Source organism: uncultured Desulfovibrio sp., from assembly GCF_902477725.1.
GTDB lineage: Bacteria > Desulfobacterota > Desulfovibrionia > Desulfovibrionales > Desulfovibrionaceae > Desulfovibrio.
The window spans coordinates 61,611-80,264 of record NZ_CABSIF010000015.1 but is presented as its reverse complement, the minus strand read 5'-3'; the positions used below and the strand labels follow the sequence as shown (position 1 = coordinate 80,264).

Sequence of the window (18,654 nt, the reverse complement as noted above, 5' to 3'; positions counted from 1 at the left end):
AGGGGGGCCGAGAAGGGGGGGCGAGAAGGGGGGGCGTAGCCCCATAACCGGCCCCGACTTGCTGCGCTGCGCACAGGCGCCTCAAACTCCGCCGGACGTCGGAATCGCGTGCCCGGAGGGCAGCAAAAGACTCCAGCTTTACGATGAGCAGAAATTGTCCACCGCACAGGCGGCCCAAGCTTCGCCGGACGGCGGAATCTCGTGCCCAAAGGGCAATAAATAGAATTAAGTTGAGCTAAGCAAATCGTTCTTGGCATCATTGCCACACCAGACACGGCTATCACTAAAGGCCATCCGTCCCACCATCTAGGCTCCGATCAAAATCTGCCCCTCTCATGCGCACGTCTACCTCCGTAACATTGCCGTAAAAAGTCGCGTCATGCGGTTGTAACAATGAGCTCAATTCCCTCCTTCTTTTTGGCAACAGTCTTTTCCAATTATCTCTGACGAATCCAATTCGCCGTCAAAATCAATTATTTCTGTAACAGACCCGCCATAGTATCGGCTTAGTGATGTTTGTGACTACGAGTCTGAGTACCGCGCTGGCTGAAAATTAATGTCGCAGTCCGCTTCGCGTAAACAGACCGCAGCCCAGCCATCCCAGCAATTTATGTGGAGGGGGTCATGCCCGATTCTTCCGCGCAGGATTTATTTGTAGATACTTTTTGCGATTTGCCGCTGCATCCTGCAGGCTTGGCAGATTCGCATTCGCATCCATGCCGCGCCTCGTCAATGGTTCCGCCGCCAGCCTCAACGTCACTGAATGTTGCAACTGCTGATGATGAGCAGCGCCGACAAGATTTGCTGGATGTGCTTCAGAACCAAGTCATCACCAGCGTGCTCCAACCAATTGTTTCCCTTCGCGATGGCGCTGTCTTTGGTTATGAGGCGCTTGGGCGCGGCCCTGCCGGGACTCCGCTTGAAAATCCCGAGGCCCTCATTCAGTGCGCGCTGGAAAACGGGCGCATGCTGGAGCTTGAGCACCTCTTTAGGCGCAGCGCCCTGCGCGCTGCCCGCCAGATGCCAACGGGCATCCGCCTGTTCCTTAATGTAAATCCGAACATCATTCAGGATTCGCACTTCGGCATGGGGTTCACCAAGGAATATTTGACACGTTTTGCCATCAGCGCCGAGGATATCGTTTTTGAAATCACCGAACGCGAGTCGGTTGTGAACCTGCGTGGCTTCAAACAGATTATCGAGCACTACAAAGGCCAGAATTACCAGATCAGCATCGACGATGCAGGCGCAGGCTATTCCGGCCTCAACCTCATATCAGACGTGCAGCCGCACTTTATCAAGCTCGACATGCAGCTCATACGCGGGGTGGATAAAGACCTCACCCGGCAGGCGCTCATCAAGAGCATGCAGGAATTTGCGGCGCTCACCAATACACGCATCATTGCCGAGGGCATAGAAACCGAAGAAGAGCTGGCAACCCTCATCAGTTTTGATGTGCCCTACGGGCAGGGGTATTTTCTCCGCAGGCCAGATCCCACTCCTCGAGCTGTAGATCCCGTGGCTCTCCAGGTCATTCACCGCGAAAATAAAATCAAAAACAGATTTTTCGGCGCGCGCGTCCACAAGTTTCATGTGCGGCATATTTGCCGCCCAGGCACGGTTGTGCCGCCGCACATGCCAATACGCAGCGTGGTTGATCTGTTTGAAAAAAACAGCAAGCTCAACGGCCTGTGCGTCGTCATGGGCGAGATTCCCGTTGGAGCGCTCACGCGCAACCGCCTGCACGAGCAACTGAGCGGCAGGTTTGGTTTTTCCCTCTTTGCCGACAAAGCCGTGGAGGCGGTCATGGACCGCTCATTTCTGTGTGTAGACCACCAGTGCACCATTGATCTGGTCGCGCGTCAGGCCATGCGCCGTGATGACGCCAAACTCTATGACTTTGTTACCGTAACCCGCGAGGGGCGCTATCAGGGCGTGGTGACAGTCAAGGAACTGCTTGAGAAAAGTATTGAGCTTGAGGTCGCCAACGCTCGCCAGCTCAACCCTCTTTCAGAACTGCCCGGCAACGCGCTCATAGATATCGAGCTGGAGCGCCTTGTGCGCCTCGGCTTGCCGCGCATTGTTCTCTACTTCGATATCGACAACTTCAAGGCTTACAACGACAAATACGGCTTTAAAAATGGAGACAGGGCGCTCAAGCGCCTTTCGTCCATCATCAAGGAAAGCGCCTGTGAGGATGATTTTGTGGGCCACATCGGCGGTGATGATTTTATCGCCGTAACAGACACCCAAGCAGCCCCCAGCGTGTGCGAAGCCATTATTTCTGCCTTTAACGACAGCGTGCCTGCCTTTTACAGCGCTGATGACGTCCAGCGCGGTTACATTGAGGGCAAAAGTCGCAGCAATATTGAGGAGCGTTTCCCGCTCATGTCTCTGACAATTGTCGGCGTCAAGGCCAGCAACTTCCAGAGCAGCTTTGATCTGGCGCGGGCCGCAGCCACGCTGAAAAAGCAGTGCAAACGCATCAGCGGCAGCAACTATCAATTTGAAGCGTAACGATTATTGCCGTCTCCGCAGGCGACAGCAAGCAAACTACGGGAGTGCTCATGAGGCTGACCACGAAACTGGTTTTTTCGTTCAGCAGCATCATTGTTCTTATGTTGGCGCTGTTCGGCGTGTATTACATCAATACCGACCGTATTGATCACGCCGTCAGCCATATGGATCAGCAGTATGTACCCTCGCTTGTAGCGGTGCAGGCCATGGCGTCCCTGCTGTATTCGGCCCGCTCCGATCTGGCGGCCCTCACCCCGCATACGGATAGAGTCACCATTGCCGAGTATCGCGACCGCATCAAGCGCGCACTCAAGCAGTTTGCGCAGCACGCCGAGGCCTATCAGGTATTGATCGAAGCCCGTAAACAGGCTGACGAACCGGTAGATGATGAACTGTGGGGCAACATCATAGCCCAGCTGCGCGCGGAGGAAGCCACACGCGAAGAAATTATCCGTCTGGCGGGCGAGGGCGATACGGATGGCTCCATTGCGCTGTTCACCCGCAGCAGGGCTGATTTTATCCGCCTTGCGCGCTATTTTGACCAGCTTGTGCAGCACGACGTGCAGCGCAGTCAGGAGGCAGCAGCAGGCGCGCAGGAAATTGCGCGTCAGTCGCGCATGGCCGGGGCCGTGCTCGCCATCGTGGGCATACTGTTCAGCATTGCGGTTACGGCGGGCATCACGCTTGCCATCAAGCGTCAGCTCGGCAAAGACCCGGCGCAGTTGCAGCTTATCGCGGGCCGGGTGGCTGAAGGGGATTACGATCTTGAGCACTCAGGTCGTCAACAGGGTGTGTACGCCTCGTTGGTGCTCATGGTTCAGGCTTTGAAAGTGCATATTGAAAGTGCGCGCAGTGAATCGGAAAAAGCGCGGGAAGAGTCTGCCCGGGCCAATGCCGCCTTGGAACAGGCCGAAGCGGCGGAGCGGGATGCCCGCGAAAAAACAGAAGCCATGCAGCAGGTGGCCGAGGCGCTGGAAGAAGTGACCCATGTGGTTGCCACAGCGTCAGGTCAGGTTGGCGAAACCATCCGGCAAGCAGAAGAAAGTGCCGACAGCACGGCTCAAAGGCTTACAGAAGCCGCCACAGGCATGGAGCAGATGAATGCCACGGTGGGCGAGGTGGCGCAGAATGCCGCCGTGGCCTCTGACTCCTCGGCAGAAACCCGCCAAAAAGCAGAGAACGGGGCCAGGGTGGTTCGCCACGCTCTGGAGAGTATTGAAACCGTGCGTTCTACCTCCTTGCGTCTCAAGGATGATATGGAGCAGCTTGGCGGGCATGCGCAGGCGATCACCCGTATCATGAACGTTATTTCGGATATTGCGGATCAGACCAACCTGCTCGCCCTCAATGCCGCCATTGAGGCCGCACGGGCTGGCGATGCCGGGCGCGGTTTTGCCGTGGTGGCGGACGAAGTGCGCAAACTGGCGGAAAAAACAATGGCTTCCACCCATGATGTGGATACGGCCATCAAGGCCATTCAGCAAAGTGTGGCCCACAGCGCCGCCTCTGTGGGGGAGGCGGTAAAAGGCATCTCGTTGGCAACTGAAGCTGCCCAGCAGTCAGGGCAGGCGCTGGAGGGCATTGTGGGAACAGTGGAAGAAACCGCCAATCAGGTCAGCGCCATTGCCACAGCCAGCGAGCAACAGGCTGTTGCCACGGACCAGATCAACCGCACAATTGGGGATGTCACCAGTCTTTCGCGGCAAACCGCTGTTGCCATGAGCGCAGCCTCGCGCGCCGTTGCGGGGCTCTCTGCCCAGGCCAAAAATCTTGAAGGCCTCATTGAGCAGATGCAGAATTGCTGAGGCAAAAATTATTCCGTCACAAAAAAGGAGCCCCTTCATTGAAGGGGCTCCTTGCGTTCATAATGGTTTTACGTTCAGGTGCCGCAGCTGTGGCGGGCCTGCATGCAAGGCGCTATTTATTCACGTAGGCCTTGCCCAGTTCCAGCGCTTTGAGGTTGGATTCCTGCAATTTCGGAGGCAGGAATTTTTTGATGGCGGCTTCCAGCGCGTCCACGCCAAAGGGGAGCACGCCAGAAGAGCAGACCACGCTCAGGAGCACGGTGTTGCCGCTCTGCACGGAACCGGCCTGCATGCCAAGCTCGCGGCAGGGCACGAAGTGGCACTGCCCCGCAACCTGACGGGTTTTTTCCATAATGTGCGGCATATCGGGGTACACTGCCTTGCCCAGCGAAACGCTGAGGGGCGGCAGGGCATCACTGCTGGAAAAGATTGCGCCGCCTGGCTGCAAATAGGGCAGGGCGCGCAGGGTTTCCAGCGGCTCAAAGCCAAGCAGCACATCGGCTTCGCCGTAGTCCAGCTTGGGGGAACGCCAGCCGCCAAGTAGCATGACAGATTCCACCACGCCGCCGCGCTGGGCCATGCCGTGCACTTCGCCAGCCACCACATCCAGTCCGGCTTCCAGAGCCGTGCGGGCCAGCAGGGTTGTGGCCGTCAGGGTTCCCTGACCGCCCACGCCGGTAAAGAATATACGCATCCGCTTCTGCATTTCTTGTGTTTTCATAATATCTCCCTACCGCTTCCGCGCCTTGAAGGCCGTGGGCGCAACCTGCAAACAGACCATGCAGCCCGTGCAGAGCGTGGCATCTACAGCAAGATTGTCGCCCTCGCGGTAAAAGGCGGGGCAGGCCAGCTGTTCAAGACAGCGCATGGCTTCCGGCCCCTGCTGGGCCACCTCGGCTACCTGGGGCTGGGCCTTTTTGAGCTGACGGCGGGCATACAGCACGCAGGGCTCTTCGGTAATCAGCACGCGCACGCCGCTCTGGGCTTTCATTTCTTCCAGCGCCTTGGTGACGGCCTTGACGTTGAAGGAGCGCACCTTGGCGCACTGGGTAACGCCCATGGCGCGCACAATGGCTTCAATATCCATGTGCTGGCTCATGGAGCCAAGCATGTCCTGCACCATGCCGGGGTTGGGCTGATGGCCGGTCATGGCCGTGGTGCCGTTGTCCAGAATGACCAGAATGACGTCATGCTGGTTGAAAACCGCGTTGGCAAGGCCCGTCATGCCGGAGTGGAAGAACGTGGAGTCGCCGATAAAAGCCACCACGGGCTTTCCCGATGCGCGGGCAAAGCCGCTGCCTGCGGAGATGGAAGACCCCATGCACACCAGAAAATCCGCAGCGCGCAGGGGCGGCAGCAGACCCAGGGTGTAACAGCCGATGTCGCTGGAGTAGAAGGCGTCGTCGCCAAAAACCTGCCGCGCGGCATAGTAAACGGCACGGTGCGAGCAGCCAGCGCAGAGGTTCGGCGGGCGGCCCGGCAGCTCCATGTCCACGCTGCGCACGGGTTTGGCCGGGCAGGGCGTGTCGAGCCAGGAGGAAATGCGGCGCATGACAAGGGTGGTGGAGTATTCACCCTGACCAGTGAGGCCGGAATCCTTGCCTTCAATGCGCACGTGGATGTCCTGCTTTTGCACCAGGGCGCGGATGTCCTGCTCCAGCAGGTCAACGCCTTCTTCAAGCACCAGCACGCGGTCGCAGCCGTGCAAAAATTCGGTGATCATGGCGGTGGGCAGGGGCCAGGTCATGCCAAGCTCAAGCACTCGCACACGGTCTCCCCAGCCGCCAGCCGCAAGGGCGTCGGCCAGATAGTTGCGGGCCACGCCGCTGGTGATGATGCCGAGGCGCGTGGGCGTCTGGGGTTCATGTACCGTATTGAAGCGGCTAGATTCCGCAAACTGGCGGGCTTTTTCAATGATGCCGTCCAGCACCTGATGGCGCTTGCGGGCCACAGCGGGAACCGGCACAAAACGGCTCGGATCGCGCTTGAATTCAACCTTGGGCTGGGTGGCGGGCAGGTCGTCAAAATCCACAGCGCCGCGCATGTGGCTGATGCGGGTGGTGGTGCGCAGCATCACGGGCTGTTGCAGCTCGCGGGCAAGGCGAAAGGCCTCGCGGGTCATGTCCTTGGCTTCCTGCGCGGAGGCAGGTTCAAAACAGGGCAGCAGGGCAAAGCGCGCATAAGTGCGGTTGTCCTGTTCGTTCTGGCTCGAGTGGCAACCGGGGTCGTCTGCCGTCAGCAAGACCATGCCGCCGGGCAGGCCAGTGTAAACGGAGGTGAACAGCGGGTCGGCAGCCACGTTGACGCCCACATGCTTCATGGTCACGAGGCTCATGGCGCCGCCAAGGGCGGCACCGGTGGCCACTTCCATGGCCACCTTCTCGTTGACGGAATATTCCAGCCGGTAGCGGCCTTCGCCGCCAAGGCGGTGGAATGTGTCCGGCACTTCCGAAGACGGAGTGCCAGGGTAACAACTGACCATGTGCACACCCGCTTCAAGCGCGCCGCGCACAATGGCTTCGTTTCCCAACAGCAGGTGCCGCTCGCCGCGAGCGCCCTGCAACAGCGGATGATTGCTCATGTTCCCTCCAGGCCCAGGCATATGTGCCTGAACCGCAACTGGATGCAAAATGGCGCAGCCCATGCGGCCCCGCCTACAATGACGCAAGCCCGCGCTGTTTGTACATGCGCGGGCTTGCGAAGAGATATTTACTGGGCTTTGCCGGAAGATTTTTCCCCAGCGCCGTCTGGCGCTGCCGGGGCCGCAGTCTGGGCGGCTTCTTCTTCAACAATCTTGGGGGCCAGCGTGGTTGCGCGGGCGCGGAAATATTCGCTGTTAAGGCCCTGCGCCTCGCGCGAGAGGGCAAGGTAGATGCGGGCGGCCTGTTCTGTCTGCCCGGCGGCGACGGCGGCTTCGGCCATCATCTGCTTGAGCTGCGGAGCGGTAACTTCACCCGGCAGCGCGGCTTGCAGCTTTTGCAGCAGGGCAAGGGCATCGGCGTATTTTCCGGCCTTGAGCATTGCACCAGCCTCATTCATGCCAGCAATCAGCGCGAGGGGGCCTTCGCTTTCCTTGGCGGCCTTGGCAAAGGCATCCGCGGCGGCGGCGTTGTCGCCGTTGCTCATGGCGCTTTGGCCCAGGGCCAGATAGGCGGAAAACTTCACGTCAGAAGGAGCCTTTTCCGCCAGAGCGGCAAGTTCCTTGACCTGCGCGGGGCCGCTGGTTTGCAGCACAATGCGCGCAAGCGACTGCCGTGCCTCATCATTTTTGGATGTGCTGTACCAGCGCCAGATGCCGGTGCCCGCCAGAACCAGCACAAACAGCACCACAATGCTGGCTATGGTGCCAGCGTGGCGCAGCATGAACTGGAGCATGGGGGCGCTTTCGGAGCTGACTTCTGCCTGAAGGTCGCGCAACAGGGGGGAATCCTCTGCGCCTTGATTCTTTTGCGGATTCATGTATCAAAACTCCTTAGGGAGGCGGAACCGCCGTAGTTTTTCCGCGCGTTTGCCCTGCGCGTTCCATGATCGGCGGAGCTGGACGGAAGCTTTTTTCTTAGGCCAGAATCAGCCCCTCTGTCAAAACAAATATCCTCTGGTCAGGCGGCCTGCGCGGCCCCGGCCAATACAATAAGGAGTACGCATGACGCCTGCAGAAGAAATGTCGCGCCTTGGCGCGCGGGCAAAGGAAGCGGCCAGGGCCATAGCCAAGGCCCACCCCAATGCCAAAACGCAAGCCCTGCTGGGGCTGGCGCAACTGCTGCAGGAGCGGGAGGCCGAAATTCTGGCCGCCAATGCGGAAGACCTTGCTGCGGCCCGTGCCGCCGGGCAGGACGCCCCCCGCCTTGACCGCCTGACGCTTACCCCTGCCATCATGGATGAAATGCGCGCTGCCTGCCGCCATGTGGCAAATCTGCCCGACCCTGTGGGCGCTACGGAACGCCAGTGGCAGCGCCCCAACGGCCTGCTTGTGGGCCGTATGCGTGTGCCGCTGGGCGTGATCGCCATGATCTACGAGGCGCGCCCCAATGTGACCATCGACGCCGCCATTTTGTGCATCAAGGCGGGCAATGCGGTTATTCTGCGCGGCGGCAGCGAGGCTTTGCGCTCCAACATCGCGCTTGCCAAGGCCCTGTGCGATGCGCTGGCGCAGGCGGGATTACCCGCCGATGCGGCCCAGCTTGTGTCCATACCCGGTCATGAGGCCGTCAACGCCCTGTGCAAGCTCGACCGATATATTGATGTTATCATCCCGCGCGGCGGCGAGGGCCTTGTGCGCGCCGTGACCGAGGCTGCCACCATGCCCGTGCTCAAGCACTTCAAGGGCGTGTGCCACGCTTATATTGATGCGGATGCTGATCTGGACGCAGCGGCGGAGATTGTTTTTAACGGCAAGGTGCAGCGCCCTGGCGTGTGCAATGCACTGGAATGCCTGCTGGTGCACCGCGATGTGGCCAAGGATTTTCTGCCCAAGGTGGCGGCAAAGCTTGGCGCTGCCGGTGTGGAATTTCGCGCATGCCCGCAATCGCTGCCCCTGCTTGGCGCAACTGCCGTTGCTCAGCAGCCCGATGATCTCGGACAGGAATTCCATGCTTTGGTGCTTGCCGTTTGCGTGGTGGAAAGCATGGATGCCGCGCTGGATCACATTGCCCGCTACGGCTCAAACCATACGGAAATCATCTGCACCAACAACCACGAGCATGCCATGCGCTTTTTGCGCGAGGCGGATGCTTCCATGGTGGCGGTCAACGCTTCCAGCCGTTTCAACGATGGCGGGCAGCTTGGCCTAGGCGCGGAGATCGGCATTTCTACCTCAAAGCTGCATGCCTACGGCCCCATGGGCGTGGACGAACTGACCACCACCAAGTTTGTGGTGCTTGGCCAGGGGCAGGTGCGCGGATAAATGACGGAAGCGGCGTCCCCCCCGCCGGGCAGAGCCATTCTTGGCGGCAGTTTCAATCCGCCCCATGTGGGACACCTGCGGCTGGCCATCGAGGCCCGCGAGGCCCTGGGCGACCTTGTGCAGGGTGTGGATATGGTGCCTTGCGCTGTACCGCCGCACAAGGTGCAGCGCAGCATGCTGCCCTTTGACCTGCGCGTCGATATGGTAGAGGCCTGCGCTCAGGGCTTGCCCTGGCTGCGTTGCAACCGGATGGAGGCCCAGCGCCAGGGGCCGTCGTATACGTGGGATACGCTTTGCGCCTACCGTGAGGCAGAGCCGGATACGGATCTGTATTTTATTCTGGGCAGCCCGGATTTCGCCTTGCTCTCCACATGGCATAGGGGGCTGGATTTGCCACGATTATGCCATTTTGTGGTTGTGCCCCGTAAGGGGCATACCTCTGCCGATTTTATCACCGCCTCCAAAGCCTTGTGGCCCGATGCCGCAGAGCGCGCTCCATTGCTGCCTGCCTGCCCGTGCATGGCCCTGCCGGGAGGTGGGCTGGCGCATTTTCTTTCTGTGCCATGGCTGGCGGTGAGCGCCTCTCGGGTGCGGCAGCTCTGGCTGGCGGGCCGTAATGTGGATTTTCTTGTGCCGGATGCGGCCTTGCAGATTTTGCGAAGCAACGTTCAAACAGTGCGGCATCACTGGCTGGAGGACGGCTCGGCATGCTGACTACTGCTCCAAAAGAAATCAGGGAAAATATCGCCCGTGCAATGGGCTATCTGCGGCGAGACGAAGTTGAGCGCGCCCTTGTGACCATGAGTGAGGCGCTGCGGCTCCTGGCCGGGGTAAAGCTGATGCGTTCAGCAAGGGCGGAACTGGATATCCAGATCGGGGAATTTTTGGGGGGCATTGTGCGCCATAGCGCCCTGCAACCGCTGCTTGATCCCGGCAATACGGGCAATCCGCGCAGCATCACTCTGCAAGCGGGCAAGGAAGCCACGCTTTCCACCGTGTTGGATGGGCTGGCAAAGATTCTGCAAACTGCGGCAGAGCAGGCTGTGCAACAGGAGGCAGAGTCCCGGCTGGAGCGGAAAAAGCAGCTTATCAGCAGCGGGCTGGATTTTTTGCGCGAGGGGCAGGTCGCCAAGGGGCGCGCTTTTTTGAAGCGCATAGTGGAAGAGTTTGGCGACGAGGAAGGCATCCGCCTGCAAATGGGCCAGATTTTTGCCGCTGCCGGGCTATTTGCCGAAGCCGCCGCCATGTATGAGGAAGCCATGACCATTCAGCCGCGCGAGGCCTCGGCCTACACCGGAGCCGTGGCAGCGTGGATGGAACTGCAGGAATACGAAAAGGCCGAGGCTGTGTATCAGGCTGTGCTACGCACTTTTGGCGGTCATGCCTCCACCTTTGGCAAAATGGCGAAACTGTATCTTGCATGGCGTAAAAAACAGGCTGCGGAAGATAACGCCCTGCGCGCCTTGCAGACAGACCCCGAGCAGGCCGATGCCCTGGAGGTTATGGCGGCGCTGGGCAAGCACTAGGGGCGGGAGCTGTGTTTGATGGAGCCTGCGGTCAGGCCGGGTTCACGGATTGTGCCTACGCGCCGAGCACGCTAACAGGTTAAGCGAGGGTGAAAATTTTGGCTCTGTCTTTCTGCCCATCAGTACAGATGATCTGCCGTTCAGGGCGTTGCTGCCCACGCTCTTGAGGCTCGGCCTTCGGTTTGCCAACCGTGGCGGCGTGAATAAGGGCCTCACAGATGTTTTTTGCTATGTTGGGGCAAACCGCTGAGGCGGCGCGCCTTTGTGAATCAGAAGCATTGCCTTTCATCCAAAGATAGGCTATATACCGCCTTCGGCTGCAAGCGGGGCACCCAACGCCCTTTGTGGCCTGCGGAGAGGTAGCGAAGCGGCCGTAACGCGCTCGACTCGAAATCGAGTTAGGGGTTAATAGCTCCTACGTGGGTTCGAATCCCACCCTCTCCGCCATATGATGATTCAAGGAACTCCGAATTCGTCCGCTAGTCGTTGACAGTAGCCGAATTCGGAGTTTTACTTTGTCCGACGATGTCCGGTAAAAAACGCTCAAAGCCGAGCTTAAACCGGATACTGCGCCGGACATTTTTTATTTTGGCGTTTCCTATGTCCAAAAGATGTCCGGTCTAGGGAGGAAACGCTTATGGCTCTAAGCGATATGGCCATCAAAAAGGCCAAGCCCCGCGAGAAAATTTATACCCTCAAAGACGCAGATGGGCTTTATCTGGAGATAAAGCCTTCGGGCAAAAAGTATTGGCGTCTCCGTTACTGGATCGACTCCAAGGAAAATCGTCTTTCCCTCGGTGAATACCCCCTAATATCTCTGGCTGAAGCTCGTTCGCGCCGTGATGATAAGCGGCGCATGATTAAAGACGGCGTTGACCCTGTGGCGCTGGTGCGTGAGCAAAAAGCCGCCGTAGCTCCAGACAAGTTCTTTGAGTCTGTAGCGCGTGAGTGGGCGCAGAAAAACGCCCATCGGTGGACAGAAGGCCACGCGGAATTGAATCTTCGGCGTCTGGAGATGAATATTTTCCCCTACATCGGAGAGAAGCCCATCGGGGAAATTTCCGCGCCGGAACTTTTGGGATGCCTTCGCCGCATTGAAGCCAGAGGTGCTCTTGAGGTCACGCGCCGAGTGCGTGGGCTTTGCTCCATGATTTTTCGTTATGCCATTGCCACAGGCAAGGCAGAGCGGGACGTTGCCGCAGACCTCATAGGAGCTTGCGCGACACCCAAGAAGCAGCACCGTCCTACCATCACTGATCCACAAGAAGTTGGCAGGCTCATGCAAGCCATAGACGGCTGTGCAGCCTCGGCAATCGTGTATTGCGCCCTGCGGCTGGCCCCCTTGGTTTTTGTGCGCCCTGGTGAACTGCGCAACGCAGAGTGGAGCGAGTTCAATTTGGCGGCTGCCGAATGGCGCATTCCGGCGCATAAAACCAAAATGCGCTCTTTGCATATTGTGCCGCTCTCAACTCAAGCCCTGAATATCCTCCATGAATTGCAGCCGCTCACTGGGGATGGAAAATACCTTTTTCCCTCAGTACGAACGGCATCCCGCCCAATGTCTGACAATACCATTAACGTGGCGTTGCGCCGGATTGGATACGCCAAGGAAGAAATATGTGGGCATGGCTTTAGGGCGATGGCTTCAACCCTGCTTAACGAGCTTGGCTGGAACAGGGACGCTATCGAGCGCCAACTTGCCCACGGTGAGCGCAATAAAATTCGAGCGGCATACAATCATGCGGAGTTTTTGCCGGAACGGCGGCAGATGATGCAAGCATGGGCTGATTATTTAGATGAACTGAGAGGGGGCTATCATGTTGACTGTTGATTATAATCAGAAATTTTTATCTCTATCAGAAATATTGCCTATTAGTAAGCTCCTTCTTAGGTGGCCTCATGATTCACATAATGCAATCTATAAATTCATTTGCCGCAAATCACTTGTATTGTACACTCTTGAAAGTATTGCAAAAAATAATAGCGGTAATTTCTGTGCAATTCTCTCAGAAATGAAAATGGCATCATGGGATTATGATTCTTTAACTAATACATATTCAAATATTGTTGTTCTTGAACAGCATGTTGAGAATATTGAAAATGAATATAAATATATTTCTTATGTGCCTGCATCTTCTAGGGACGATGTTATCATCACCTGTGAAAAAAATTTGGGCATAGTTGCTGAAAATTTTATTCACATGCTCTCGACATTTAAAATGATGTTCGATCTCTCTAGCAGTAATGGATTTGATTCATACTGTGATGAGCATGAAATTATTAATGCCACTAATGGATATATATTTAGAAATCCTGGCAGCCCAATTCCTGATGACAAGCTCTATCCACAATTTTTTTCTAAAGATACAGTTGCTGCTAAAAAGTCATCCATCGAAGAAATAGAAATGTATATTAAGGAACTTAGATCTCTGGGGCAGGACAATCCATTTGCGCTAACCCAAAGTGTCGACCAAGCATTTGCCAAGATTGGTGACGCCATGATGGGGAGGCTCATCTCAACTGACGGCAAGCAGAACACCAATACCCTTCGGGGGCGGGGAAGGAAGTGGAGGCATAAAATATAGCAGAATCATCATTTTTTTATAAATTATGATCACTTTTTTTGGAATAACTATCAGCTAAAGCTCTTGACGATATTGCATCTGTCCTCGCCCACAATCGGCCCATGTTCTCCAACATGGGCCGTTTTCATTTCATAACGGCCCGTAAACCTCAGGAGCCGTTATGGCAAAAGTCGATTTTTTGTATCGGCAACGAGACTACCTGCCTGACGAGGGGTTTGTTCGTTTGTCGCAAATTCTCCAAGTGCTGCCCATTGGCAAAACAAGCTGGTGGGAAGGCGTCAAAAAAGGGCGCTATCCCACCCCTGTGAAGTTAGGGCCGCGTACCACCGTTTGGCGCGTTGAAGATATTCGGGCGCTGATCAGCAATGTGGAAGGAGGGGACGCCGCATGACCTCCCCATATGTCCCTCTCGGCTCACAAAATAATCTTCCCCCATTGAAGGCGATCAGTATGGAGGAATTTCTTTTAAGCACCTTGCCCGAGCGCGACTACCTTCTGCACCCGGTAATTCCTGAGCAGGGGATAGTCATGCTCGTTGCAAAGCGGGGCATAGGCAAGACCTTTACGGCGTTGCACATGTCCCTGTCTGTGGCTGGTGGGTTGTCCCTGTTCAACTGGCATGCTCCCAAGGCTCGGCGCGTTTTGTATGTGGATGGTGAAATGCCCGCCATCTCCATGCAAGAGCGTCTGGCGGCTCTGGCAACGGGCATGGCTGCGCCGCCCCATGCGATGCAGAACTTCTCCATTATCACCCCCGACATTCAATCGCGGCCCATGCCGGACTTGGCAACAACCTACGGGCAGCAGGCTCTTGAACCATTTCTTGCTGGAGTCGATTTACTGGTTTTAGACAACCTCGCCACCCTTTGCCGCACTGGCAAAGAAAATGAATCACAATCTTGGACGCCCATGCAGACCTGGCTATTGGATTTGCGGCGGCGGGGTATGGCTGTTTTGCTGGTGCATCACGCGGGCAAATCGGGCGATCAGCGCGGAACCTCGGCACGCGAAGACATCATGGACACGGTCATAAGCTTACGGAGGCCCACAACCTACAGCGTTGCCGAAGGTGCGCGGTTTGAAGTCCATTTGACCAAGGCGCGGGGAATTGTGGGTGAGGATGCAATGCCCTTTGAGGTGCATCTGCGCAGTGAAGGGAATCAGCTCATTTGGGATGTGAACGAGCTTGTCAATGTTCAGGCCGAGCAATTGAAGCAGCTCTTGGCTGAGGGCTTCTCCATTCGGGATTGCGCCGATGAAATGGGCGTGAGCAAGTCTGTGGTTCATCGGCTCAAGAAGAAGCTGGAGGAGGGCGGCGATGCTGGTGCTGTTCGTTATTAACGCCGTGTCCCACCGTCCCACCCCTAAGGACAGGGACAGTGGGACAGCTTTGCAAAATATCGCCTCCCCCGCGTCAGATGGCTTGAAGCAAGCCATGTTTTCGCTTCGCTCAAACGGCTTGCTCTGCGAGGCGTCAAAGCACATTGCCGCTTCACGGCAAAAGGAGCGCGCCTATGCTTGCTGAGTCGCGCAAACACGCCCCCCGAAAAAGTGGACGCCCAAAGGGCGACCCCATAAAGGTGCGCCACATGACAATCGGGGTGCGCGTTAATCCGGCAGAGTGGGAGGCGCTTCAGCTTCGCGCGCGGCACATGGGCATGAGCCCTGCGCAGTGGTTGCGCACAGCAGCATTAAGCAAACGCATGCCGCTTCCCCCTGTGCCAGAGATTAACCGCAAGGCCTACGGCGAGCTTGCGCGGTTGGGCGTAAATCTCAACCAAATCGCCAAGGCAGCCAATGCGGGGCGAACGGCTGTTCCCTTCGGGCTGTTAAGGGAGCTGCTTAGCCAGATCATGTGCTTGCAAGCTTCGCTGATGGGGGTTGCTGGCAGCATGCCGCTAGTGGCAGGGGAAGTGCCTTGATAGCCAAGTGCATCAAGGGCAAGGGCTTTCGTGGGGCGGCAGCCTACGATTTGCAGCCCCACAAAAGCCTGTTGCTTGAAACCAATATGGCGGGCCGCACTCCACGCGCCCTTGCTGCGGAATTCGGGGCTATCCGCGCCTTGAGGCCGAATTTGTCCAAAGCAGTTTGCCATGTGAGCCTGAGCCTACACCCGGAAGAATCCTTGTCAGATGAGCAGTGGTGTGAGGCCGCGCATTCGTGGCTTCAGGGCATGGGCTTTGTAAACAATCAATATGTCATTAGCCGACATACAGACGCGGCGCACGCACACATTCATATTCTGGTGAACAGAATTGCGCTGGATGGAAAAGTGGTGAGTGACGCGCACGACTACAGGCGACAAGAAAAAATCATGCGGGAGCTGGAGCAACGGTTTTCTCTTCGGCAAGTGCGCTCAAGCCGGGAAACGTTGCGGGCAGCCCTTACGAAAGGGGAGATTGAGCACGCCCTGCGTACTGGCGAGGCCTCCACCCGCATGAACCTACAAAAAATAATTGATGCGGCCCTTACGCAGAAAATTGCGTTGGATGCGTTTTGCCAGCAGTTGGCAGCCCAGGGCGTGACCGTGCGTTTAAATAAAGCCTCCACCGGATTTGTTTCGGGGATCAGCTTTGCGCTTGGTGATGTGACGTTCAAGGGCAGCAAGCTCGGCAAAGGGTACACATGGGGCGCATTGCAACTTAGAGGATTACTCCATGAGCAAGATAGACGAATTGAAGAGCATGAGCAGGGCATCGGAAGCGACAACGCCACCATCCCCATCGAGCGAGATAGATCAAACAAGGCTAGAAGCAAGCCTGATGGTTCTGAGCTTGCAGGAGGAAGCACGAATCAAGAACTCACAGGAGCTGATTCAGCTTTTACGAGAATTGCAGAGAAGTACCTCTCAGGCCGCACGGGAGATCGGAACCGCAGCTCACCAAGTAAGGGATTATCCCGTTGAGGTTTTGAATCAGCACCGGGCGCGTATGGAGCAATGCTTGGCAAAGTGCGAGGCGGCGGCAATCGCCTCTAAGGAATATTTTGATAAATCGCGTGCAGAAATGGATGGTTACGGCAAGGAATTGCGGGGTGATACGTGGTGGTTGGCGAGTGTAACTTCTGGATGCACAGCGATTGCTTTTATGCTTCTGTTTTTGTTTCTCCGCTGGCTAGGTCATTGAGTATTGCCGTAGATGTTTAGGCTATCATCCCAGCCAGTTAATAAATACAGGCTGCTATGCGTGACCGCATGGCAGCCTTCTTTCGCGCTGTGAAAATCAGATATCAAACCGGATGTTTTTTTCTGGCGTTTCCTTTATGAGCAGTTCTCAGGCTGCTTGCGGAATTTCCCATTTGTCACTCAGGCGGCCTCTTTCCAGCGCATTTGAGCACCTTACTTCTTCACCCCGGCCAAAGCCGCGTCCACCTGCTGTATAATTTCGCGCACTGTCCTAGCGTCTACATCCACAGTTGCGGCGGCCACCAAAAAATCCTTTTCGGTTATATCCTTGCCCTTGTTATTGACCATACAGGTTTGTTCCCCGTTAATGCCATCTGACGGTGTAAGGTCATAGACCGGGGCCATGCGCCACTGGTTTTCCCTGTTCAGCAGAAAGGAAAAGTTTTTGGAGTGGTCGTCCCTGTTGCCGGAGCGCACGTTGAACACCAAGAGCCGCACCATTTTAAGCACTTCGCGCATGTCTTTGGTGAGCAGCAGCGTCAGGCGCAGCAGGCTTTCATATGTGAGCGAGGGTTCGCGGTGCGATGCGTGCAGCAGGCCGCAGGCGGTGTGCACATGCACCTTTTGGCCATGCACCCTGTCAAAGCGTTGTACGCCGAAATATCCCGGCGAGGTTGCCGACGGAAACAGGTGCGTTTCCGGCATATCCAGCCCGGCTTCTCTGGCCGCCAGGGAATATGCGTATTCCGTCAGCCCGGTGTTTGGCGGTTCGTGCGCGGAGCGAAATTTGATGATCCAGGGGGTTCCTTGAGGTTCCCCCGCCCCCTGCGGCACAATGCGGTAATCATCGGCAACGTTCACCAGAATTTTGGGTCTGGCCCCTGCGGATGAGCCGTTGAGCTGAATAAATTTGTCCAGTTGCCCCGCATCCACAGGCGCATCGCGCAGAACCCGCAGCGATTCCTCTGCCAGAGCATCCAGTTCCGCCACAGAAACGGCTTCTTCTGCCAGTTCCGCCGCCGGGGTATACTCCAGCGCGCCCATGCCGTGGGCACCCACCATGGCAAGGCGCTGCAAGGGCAGACAGGCATGGAGCGATGAGCCTTTTTTTCGTAATGTCCTGTCCAGCAAAAGCAGCCCCCAGCCATCGGGCAGGCTGTCGTTGAACACACCGAACAGGCCGTCAAAGGTGCGCTTGGGGTCTTCCTTGACCTCTGGGCTGAGCGGAAGCCTGAACGGCGAAATGTTGATGCCCGAATCAAGAAATTCTGGCGCGTACTGAAACAGAATGGCGTTGCTGTGTGCGGCGAGCTTTCCCACATGGCGCCGTACGCCGTATGCATGCAGATGCACGTCAAGATTCATGGCGTTTTCTCCCTGCCCGCTTGCGGGGTGCTGGGGATTGCGGCTTGAAGAGGTTTTCTGGGCGCGGCGGGTTGAACAAGCCGGAAAAGGCTTCAAGATCGTTAAGAATCAGGGCGATAGCCAGCAGGGACGCGAGCGAGATTTCCCCTGTTGTTTCAAAGCGCTTCACAGAGCCAAGGGAAACGCCGCTGCGGGCAGCCAAATCTTTCTGGCTCATATTGAGAGCAAGACGTTTGGCCTGCGCCTTGGCGGCGATGCCGAGCCGGACTTCCTGCGGAGTTTTTAAAATATCGTCTAACATAATAGCTCTTATTTGTATTTTTTAGTATAATAGCTAAAATATGAGATGATAACAACTGGCAGATGGGGGAACTCACTCTCTAACATCAACACCAGCCCCGCCGAGCGAGATCGGGGCAGCATCTCACCGAGAGCAGGATAACCCGTTGAGGTTTTGAATCTCTTCAATGGAATATCATTAAAATGAATGCGCATAGCAAACTATGGTAATCATTGTCTTGAATGGAAGTAATTATGGCTGTAAGCTTCTTACATGAAAAGTATTATTTATTTATCGGTTGCCGCACTTGTTCTAACTGGTGAAATTGTAGCATCGTTTTGGGCTGAGTTAATGGACTGAAATTCCAAGAGAGGGTGCCTTAGAATCCGCTTTTTTAGTGTTGATGTTTACCAGTTTGAGATTTTGAATGCGTAGTATTTTTGGTGGTTTTGAAGTTGACTGGATATCGAAATTGGAGAGGCTACCCGATGAAAAATTCAAAGAGATGGGCACGCCAATAGATATAACTAACGGTCAATCCTAGAGATA

At 56.5% G+C, this 18,654-nt stretch carries 16 protein-coding genes and 1 tRNA gene; 12 read left to right on the top strand and 5 right to left on the bottom strand.

From position 1 onward, the window contains the following. Nucleotides 1-624: 624 nt before the first annotated feature. Nucleotides 625-2,517 carry a bifunctional diguanylate cyclase/phosphodiesterase gene (locus tag RDK48_RS13010; protein WP_308588008.1) on the top strand — a complete coding sequence of 631 codons (1,893 nt, stop codon included), beginning with the start codon at nt 625-627 and terminating at the stop codon, nt 2,515-2,517. A 50-nt stretch (nt 2,518-2,567) separates the two neighbouring features. Further along, nucleotides 2,568-4,322: a methyl-accepting chemotaxis protein gene (locus RDK48_RS13005; protein ID WP_298993471.1), complete on the top strand. Its 1,755-nt coding sequence runs from the start codon at nt 2,568-2,570 to the stop codon at nt 4,320-4,322. Nucleotides 4,323-4,434: 112 nt separating this feature from the next. On the opposite strand, the gene RDK48_RS13000 is transcribed toward RDK48_RS13005, so the two are convergent. From RDK48_RS13000 to RDK48_RS12990, 3 genes are all read right to left on the bottom strand, one after another. Next, entirely contained in the window at nt 4,435-5,043 is a 609-nt protein-coding gene (locus tag RDK48_RS13000) for an indolepyruvate oxidoreductase subunit beta (protein WP_298993473.1), read from the bottom strand. 9 nt (nt 5,044-5,052) lie between these two features. Then, nucleotides 5,053-6,903: an indolepyruvate ferredoxin oxidoreductase subunit alpha gene (gene iorA / locus RDK48_RS12995; RefSeq protein WP_298993474.1), complete on the bottom strand. Its 1,851-nt coding sequence runs from the start codon at nt 6,901-6,903 to the stop codon at nt 5,053-5,055. 128 nt (nt 6,904-7,031) lie between these two features. Next, entirely contained in the window at nt 7,032-7,781 is a 750-nt protein-coding gene (locus RDK48_RS12990) for a tetratricopeptide repeat protein (protein ID WP_298993476.1), read from the bottom strand. 184 nt (nt 7,782-7,965) lie between these two features. Between RDK48_RS12990 and RDK48_RS12985 the strand changes: the two genes are divergently transcribed. The 10 genes from RDK48_RS12985 (at nt 7,966) to RDK48_RS12940 (ending at nt 16,241) form a co-directional block, all read left to right on the top strand. Continuing rightward, nucleotides 7,966-9,225 (top strand): glutamate-5-semialdehyde dehydrogenase, encoded by a 1,260-nt coding sequence (locus RDK48_RS12985; RefSeq protein WP_298993478.1) that lies wholly within the window; start codon nt 7,966-7,968, stop codon nt 9,223-9,225. Beyond that, a complete protein-coding gene (gene nadD, locus RDK48_RS12980) occupies nt 9,226-9,939 on the top strand; it encodes a nicotinate (nicotinamide) nucleotide adenylyltransferase (protein WP_298993480.1) in 714 nt (237 codons plus the stop codon). Further along, nucleotides 9,933-10,751: a lipopolysaccharide assembly protein LapB gene (locus tag RDK48_RS12975; protein WP_298993482.1), complete on the top strand. Its 819-nt coding sequence runs from the start codon at nt 9,933-9,935 to the stop codon at nt 10,749-10,751. Before nadD ends, RDK48_RS12975 begins: the two co-directional genes overlap by 7 nt. 353 nt (nt 10,752-11,104) lie before the next feature. After that, nucleotides 11,105-11,198 (top strand) — tRNA-Ser (locus RDK48_RS12970). Nucleotides 11,199-11,403: 205 nt separating this feature from the next. Next, nucleotides 11,404-12,582 (top strand): integrase arm-type DNA-binding domain-containing protein, encoded by a 1,179-nt coding sequence (locus tag RDK48_RS12965; protein ID WP_298993484.1) that lies wholly within the window; start codon nt 11,404-11,406, stop codon nt 12,580-12,582. Then, nucleotides 12,569-13,336: a hypothetical protein gene (locus RDK48_RS12960; RefSeq protein ID WP_298993486.1), complete on the top strand. Its 768-nt coding sequence runs from the start codon at nt 12,569-12,571 to the stop codon at nt 13,334-13,336. The genes RDK48_RS12965 and RDK48_RS12960 overlap by 14 nt, the downstream gene beginning before the upstream one ends. A gap of 160 nt (nt 13,337-13,496) precedes the next feature. After that, nucleotides 13,497-13,727, top strand: coding sequence for an AlpA family transcriptional regulator (locus RDK48_RS12955; RefSeq protein WP_298993488.1), 231 nt, complete (start codon nt 13,497-13,499; stop codon nt 13,725-13,727). A gap of 59 nt (nt 13,728-13,786) precedes the next feature. Next, nucleotides 13,787-14,677: an AAA family ATPase gene (locus tag RDK48_RS12950; RefSeq protein WP_291445536.1), complete on the top strand. Its 891-nt coding sequence runs from the start codon at nt 13,787-13,789 to the stop codon at nt 14,675-14,677. 248 nt (nt 14,678-14,925) lie between these two features. Further along, nucleotides 14,926-15,258 (top strand): plasmid mobilization relaxosome protein MobC, encoded by a 333-nt coding sequence (gene mobC / locus RDK48_RS12945; protein WP_298993497.1) that lies wholly within the window; start codon nt 14,926-14,928, stop codon nt 15,256-15,258. After that, nucleotides 15,255-16,241 carry a relaxase/mobilization nuclease domain-containing protein gene (locus RDK48_RS12940; RefSeq protein WP_298993499.1) on the top strand — a complete coding sequence of 329 codons (987 nt, stop codon included), beginning with the start codon at nt 15,255-15,257 and terminating at the stop codon, nt 16,239-16,241. Before mobC ends, RDK48_RS12940 begins: the two co-directional genes overlap by 4 nt. 432 nt (nt 16,242-16,673) lie before the next feature. Here the strand turns inward: RDK48_RS12940 and RDK48_RS12935 are convergent, their stop codons facing one another. Together RDK48_RS12935 and RDK48_RS12930 are read right to left on the bottom strand one after the other, a co-directional pair. Then, entirely contained in the window at nt 16,674-17,825 is a 1,152-nt protein-coding gene (locus RDK48_RS12935) for a type II toxin-antitoxin system HipA family toxin (protein WP_298993501.1), read from the bottom strand. Further along, on the bottom strand, nt 17,815-18,126 hold the full coding sequence (locus RDK48_RS12930) for a helix-turn-helix domain-containing protein (RefSeq protein WP_298993503.1): 312 nt from the start codon (nt 18,124-18,126) through the stop codon (nt 17,815-17,817). The genes RDK48_RS12935 and RDK48_RS12930 overlap by 11 nt, the downstream gene beginning before the upstream one ends. Between the last annotated feature and the right edge of the window lie 528 nt (nt 18,127-18,654).

What these genes read in the sequence shown, in the direction of transcription:
- RDK48_RS13010 (WP_308588008.1), top strand. Translation starts at nt 625, where the DNA reads ATGCCCGATTCTTCCGCGCAGGATTTATTTGTAGATACTTTTTGCGAT.
- RDK48_RS13005 (WP_298993471.1), top strand. Translation starts at nt 2,568, where the DNA reads ATGAGGCTGACCACGAAACTGGTTTTTTCGTTCAGCAGCATCATTGTT.
- RDK48_RS13000 (WP_298993473.1), bottom strand. Translation starts at nt 5,043, where the DNA reads ATGAAAACACAAGAAATGCAGAAGCGGATGCGTATATTCTTTACCGGC.
- iorA (WP_298993474.1), bottom strand. Translation starts at nt 6,903, where the DNA reads ATGAGCAATCATCCGCTGTTGCAGGGCGCTCGCGGCGAGCGGCACCTG.
- RDK48_RS12990 (WP_298993476.1), bottom strand. Translation starts at nt 7,781, where the DNA reads ATGAATCCGCAAAAGAATCAAGGCGCAGAGGATTCCCCCCTGTTGCGC.
- RDK48_RS12985 (WP_298993478.1), top strand. Translation starts at nt 7,966, where the DNA reads ATGACGCCTGCAGAAGAAATGTCGCGCCTTGGCGCGCGGGCAAAGGAA.
- nadD (WP_298993480.1), top strand. Translation starts at nt 9,226, where the DNA reads ATGACGGAAGCGGCGTCCCCCCCGCCGGGCAGAGCCATTCTTGGCGGC.
- RDK48_RS12975 (WP_298993482.1), top strand. Translation starts at nt 9,933, where the DNA reads ATGCTGACTACTGCTCCAAAAGAAATCAGGGAAAATATCGCCCGTGCA.
- RDK48_RS12965 (WP_298993484.1), top strand. Translation starts at nt 11,404, where the DNA reads ATGGCCATCAAAAAGGCCAAGCCCCGCGAGAAAATTTATACCCTCAAA.
- RDK48_RS12960 (WP_298993486.1), top strand. Translation starts at nt 12,569, where the DNA reads ATGTTGACTGTTGATTATAATCAGAAATTTTTATCTCTATCAGAAATA.
- RDK48_RS12955 (WP_298993488.1), top strand. Translation starts at nt 13,497, where the DNA reads ATGGCAAAAGTCGATTTTTTGTATCGGCAACGAGACTACCTGCCTGAC.
- RDK48_RS12950 (WP_291445536.1), top strand. Translation starts at nt 13,787, where the DNA reads ATGGAGGAATTTCTTTTAAGCACCTTGCCCGAGCGCGACTACCTTCTG.
- mobC (WP_298993497.1), top strand. Translation starts at nt 14,926, where the DNA reads ATGACAATCGGGGTGCGCGTTAATCCGGCAGAGTGGGAGGCGCTTCAG.
- RDK48_RS12935 (WP_298993501.1), bottom strand. Translation starts at nt 17,825, where the DNA reads ATGAATCTTGACGTGCATCTGCATGCATACGGCGTACGGCGCCATGTG.
- RDK48_RS12930 (WP_298993503.1), bottom strand. Translation starts at nt 18,126, where the DNA reads ATGTTAGACGATATTTTAAAAACTCCGCAGGAAGTCCGGCTCGGCATC.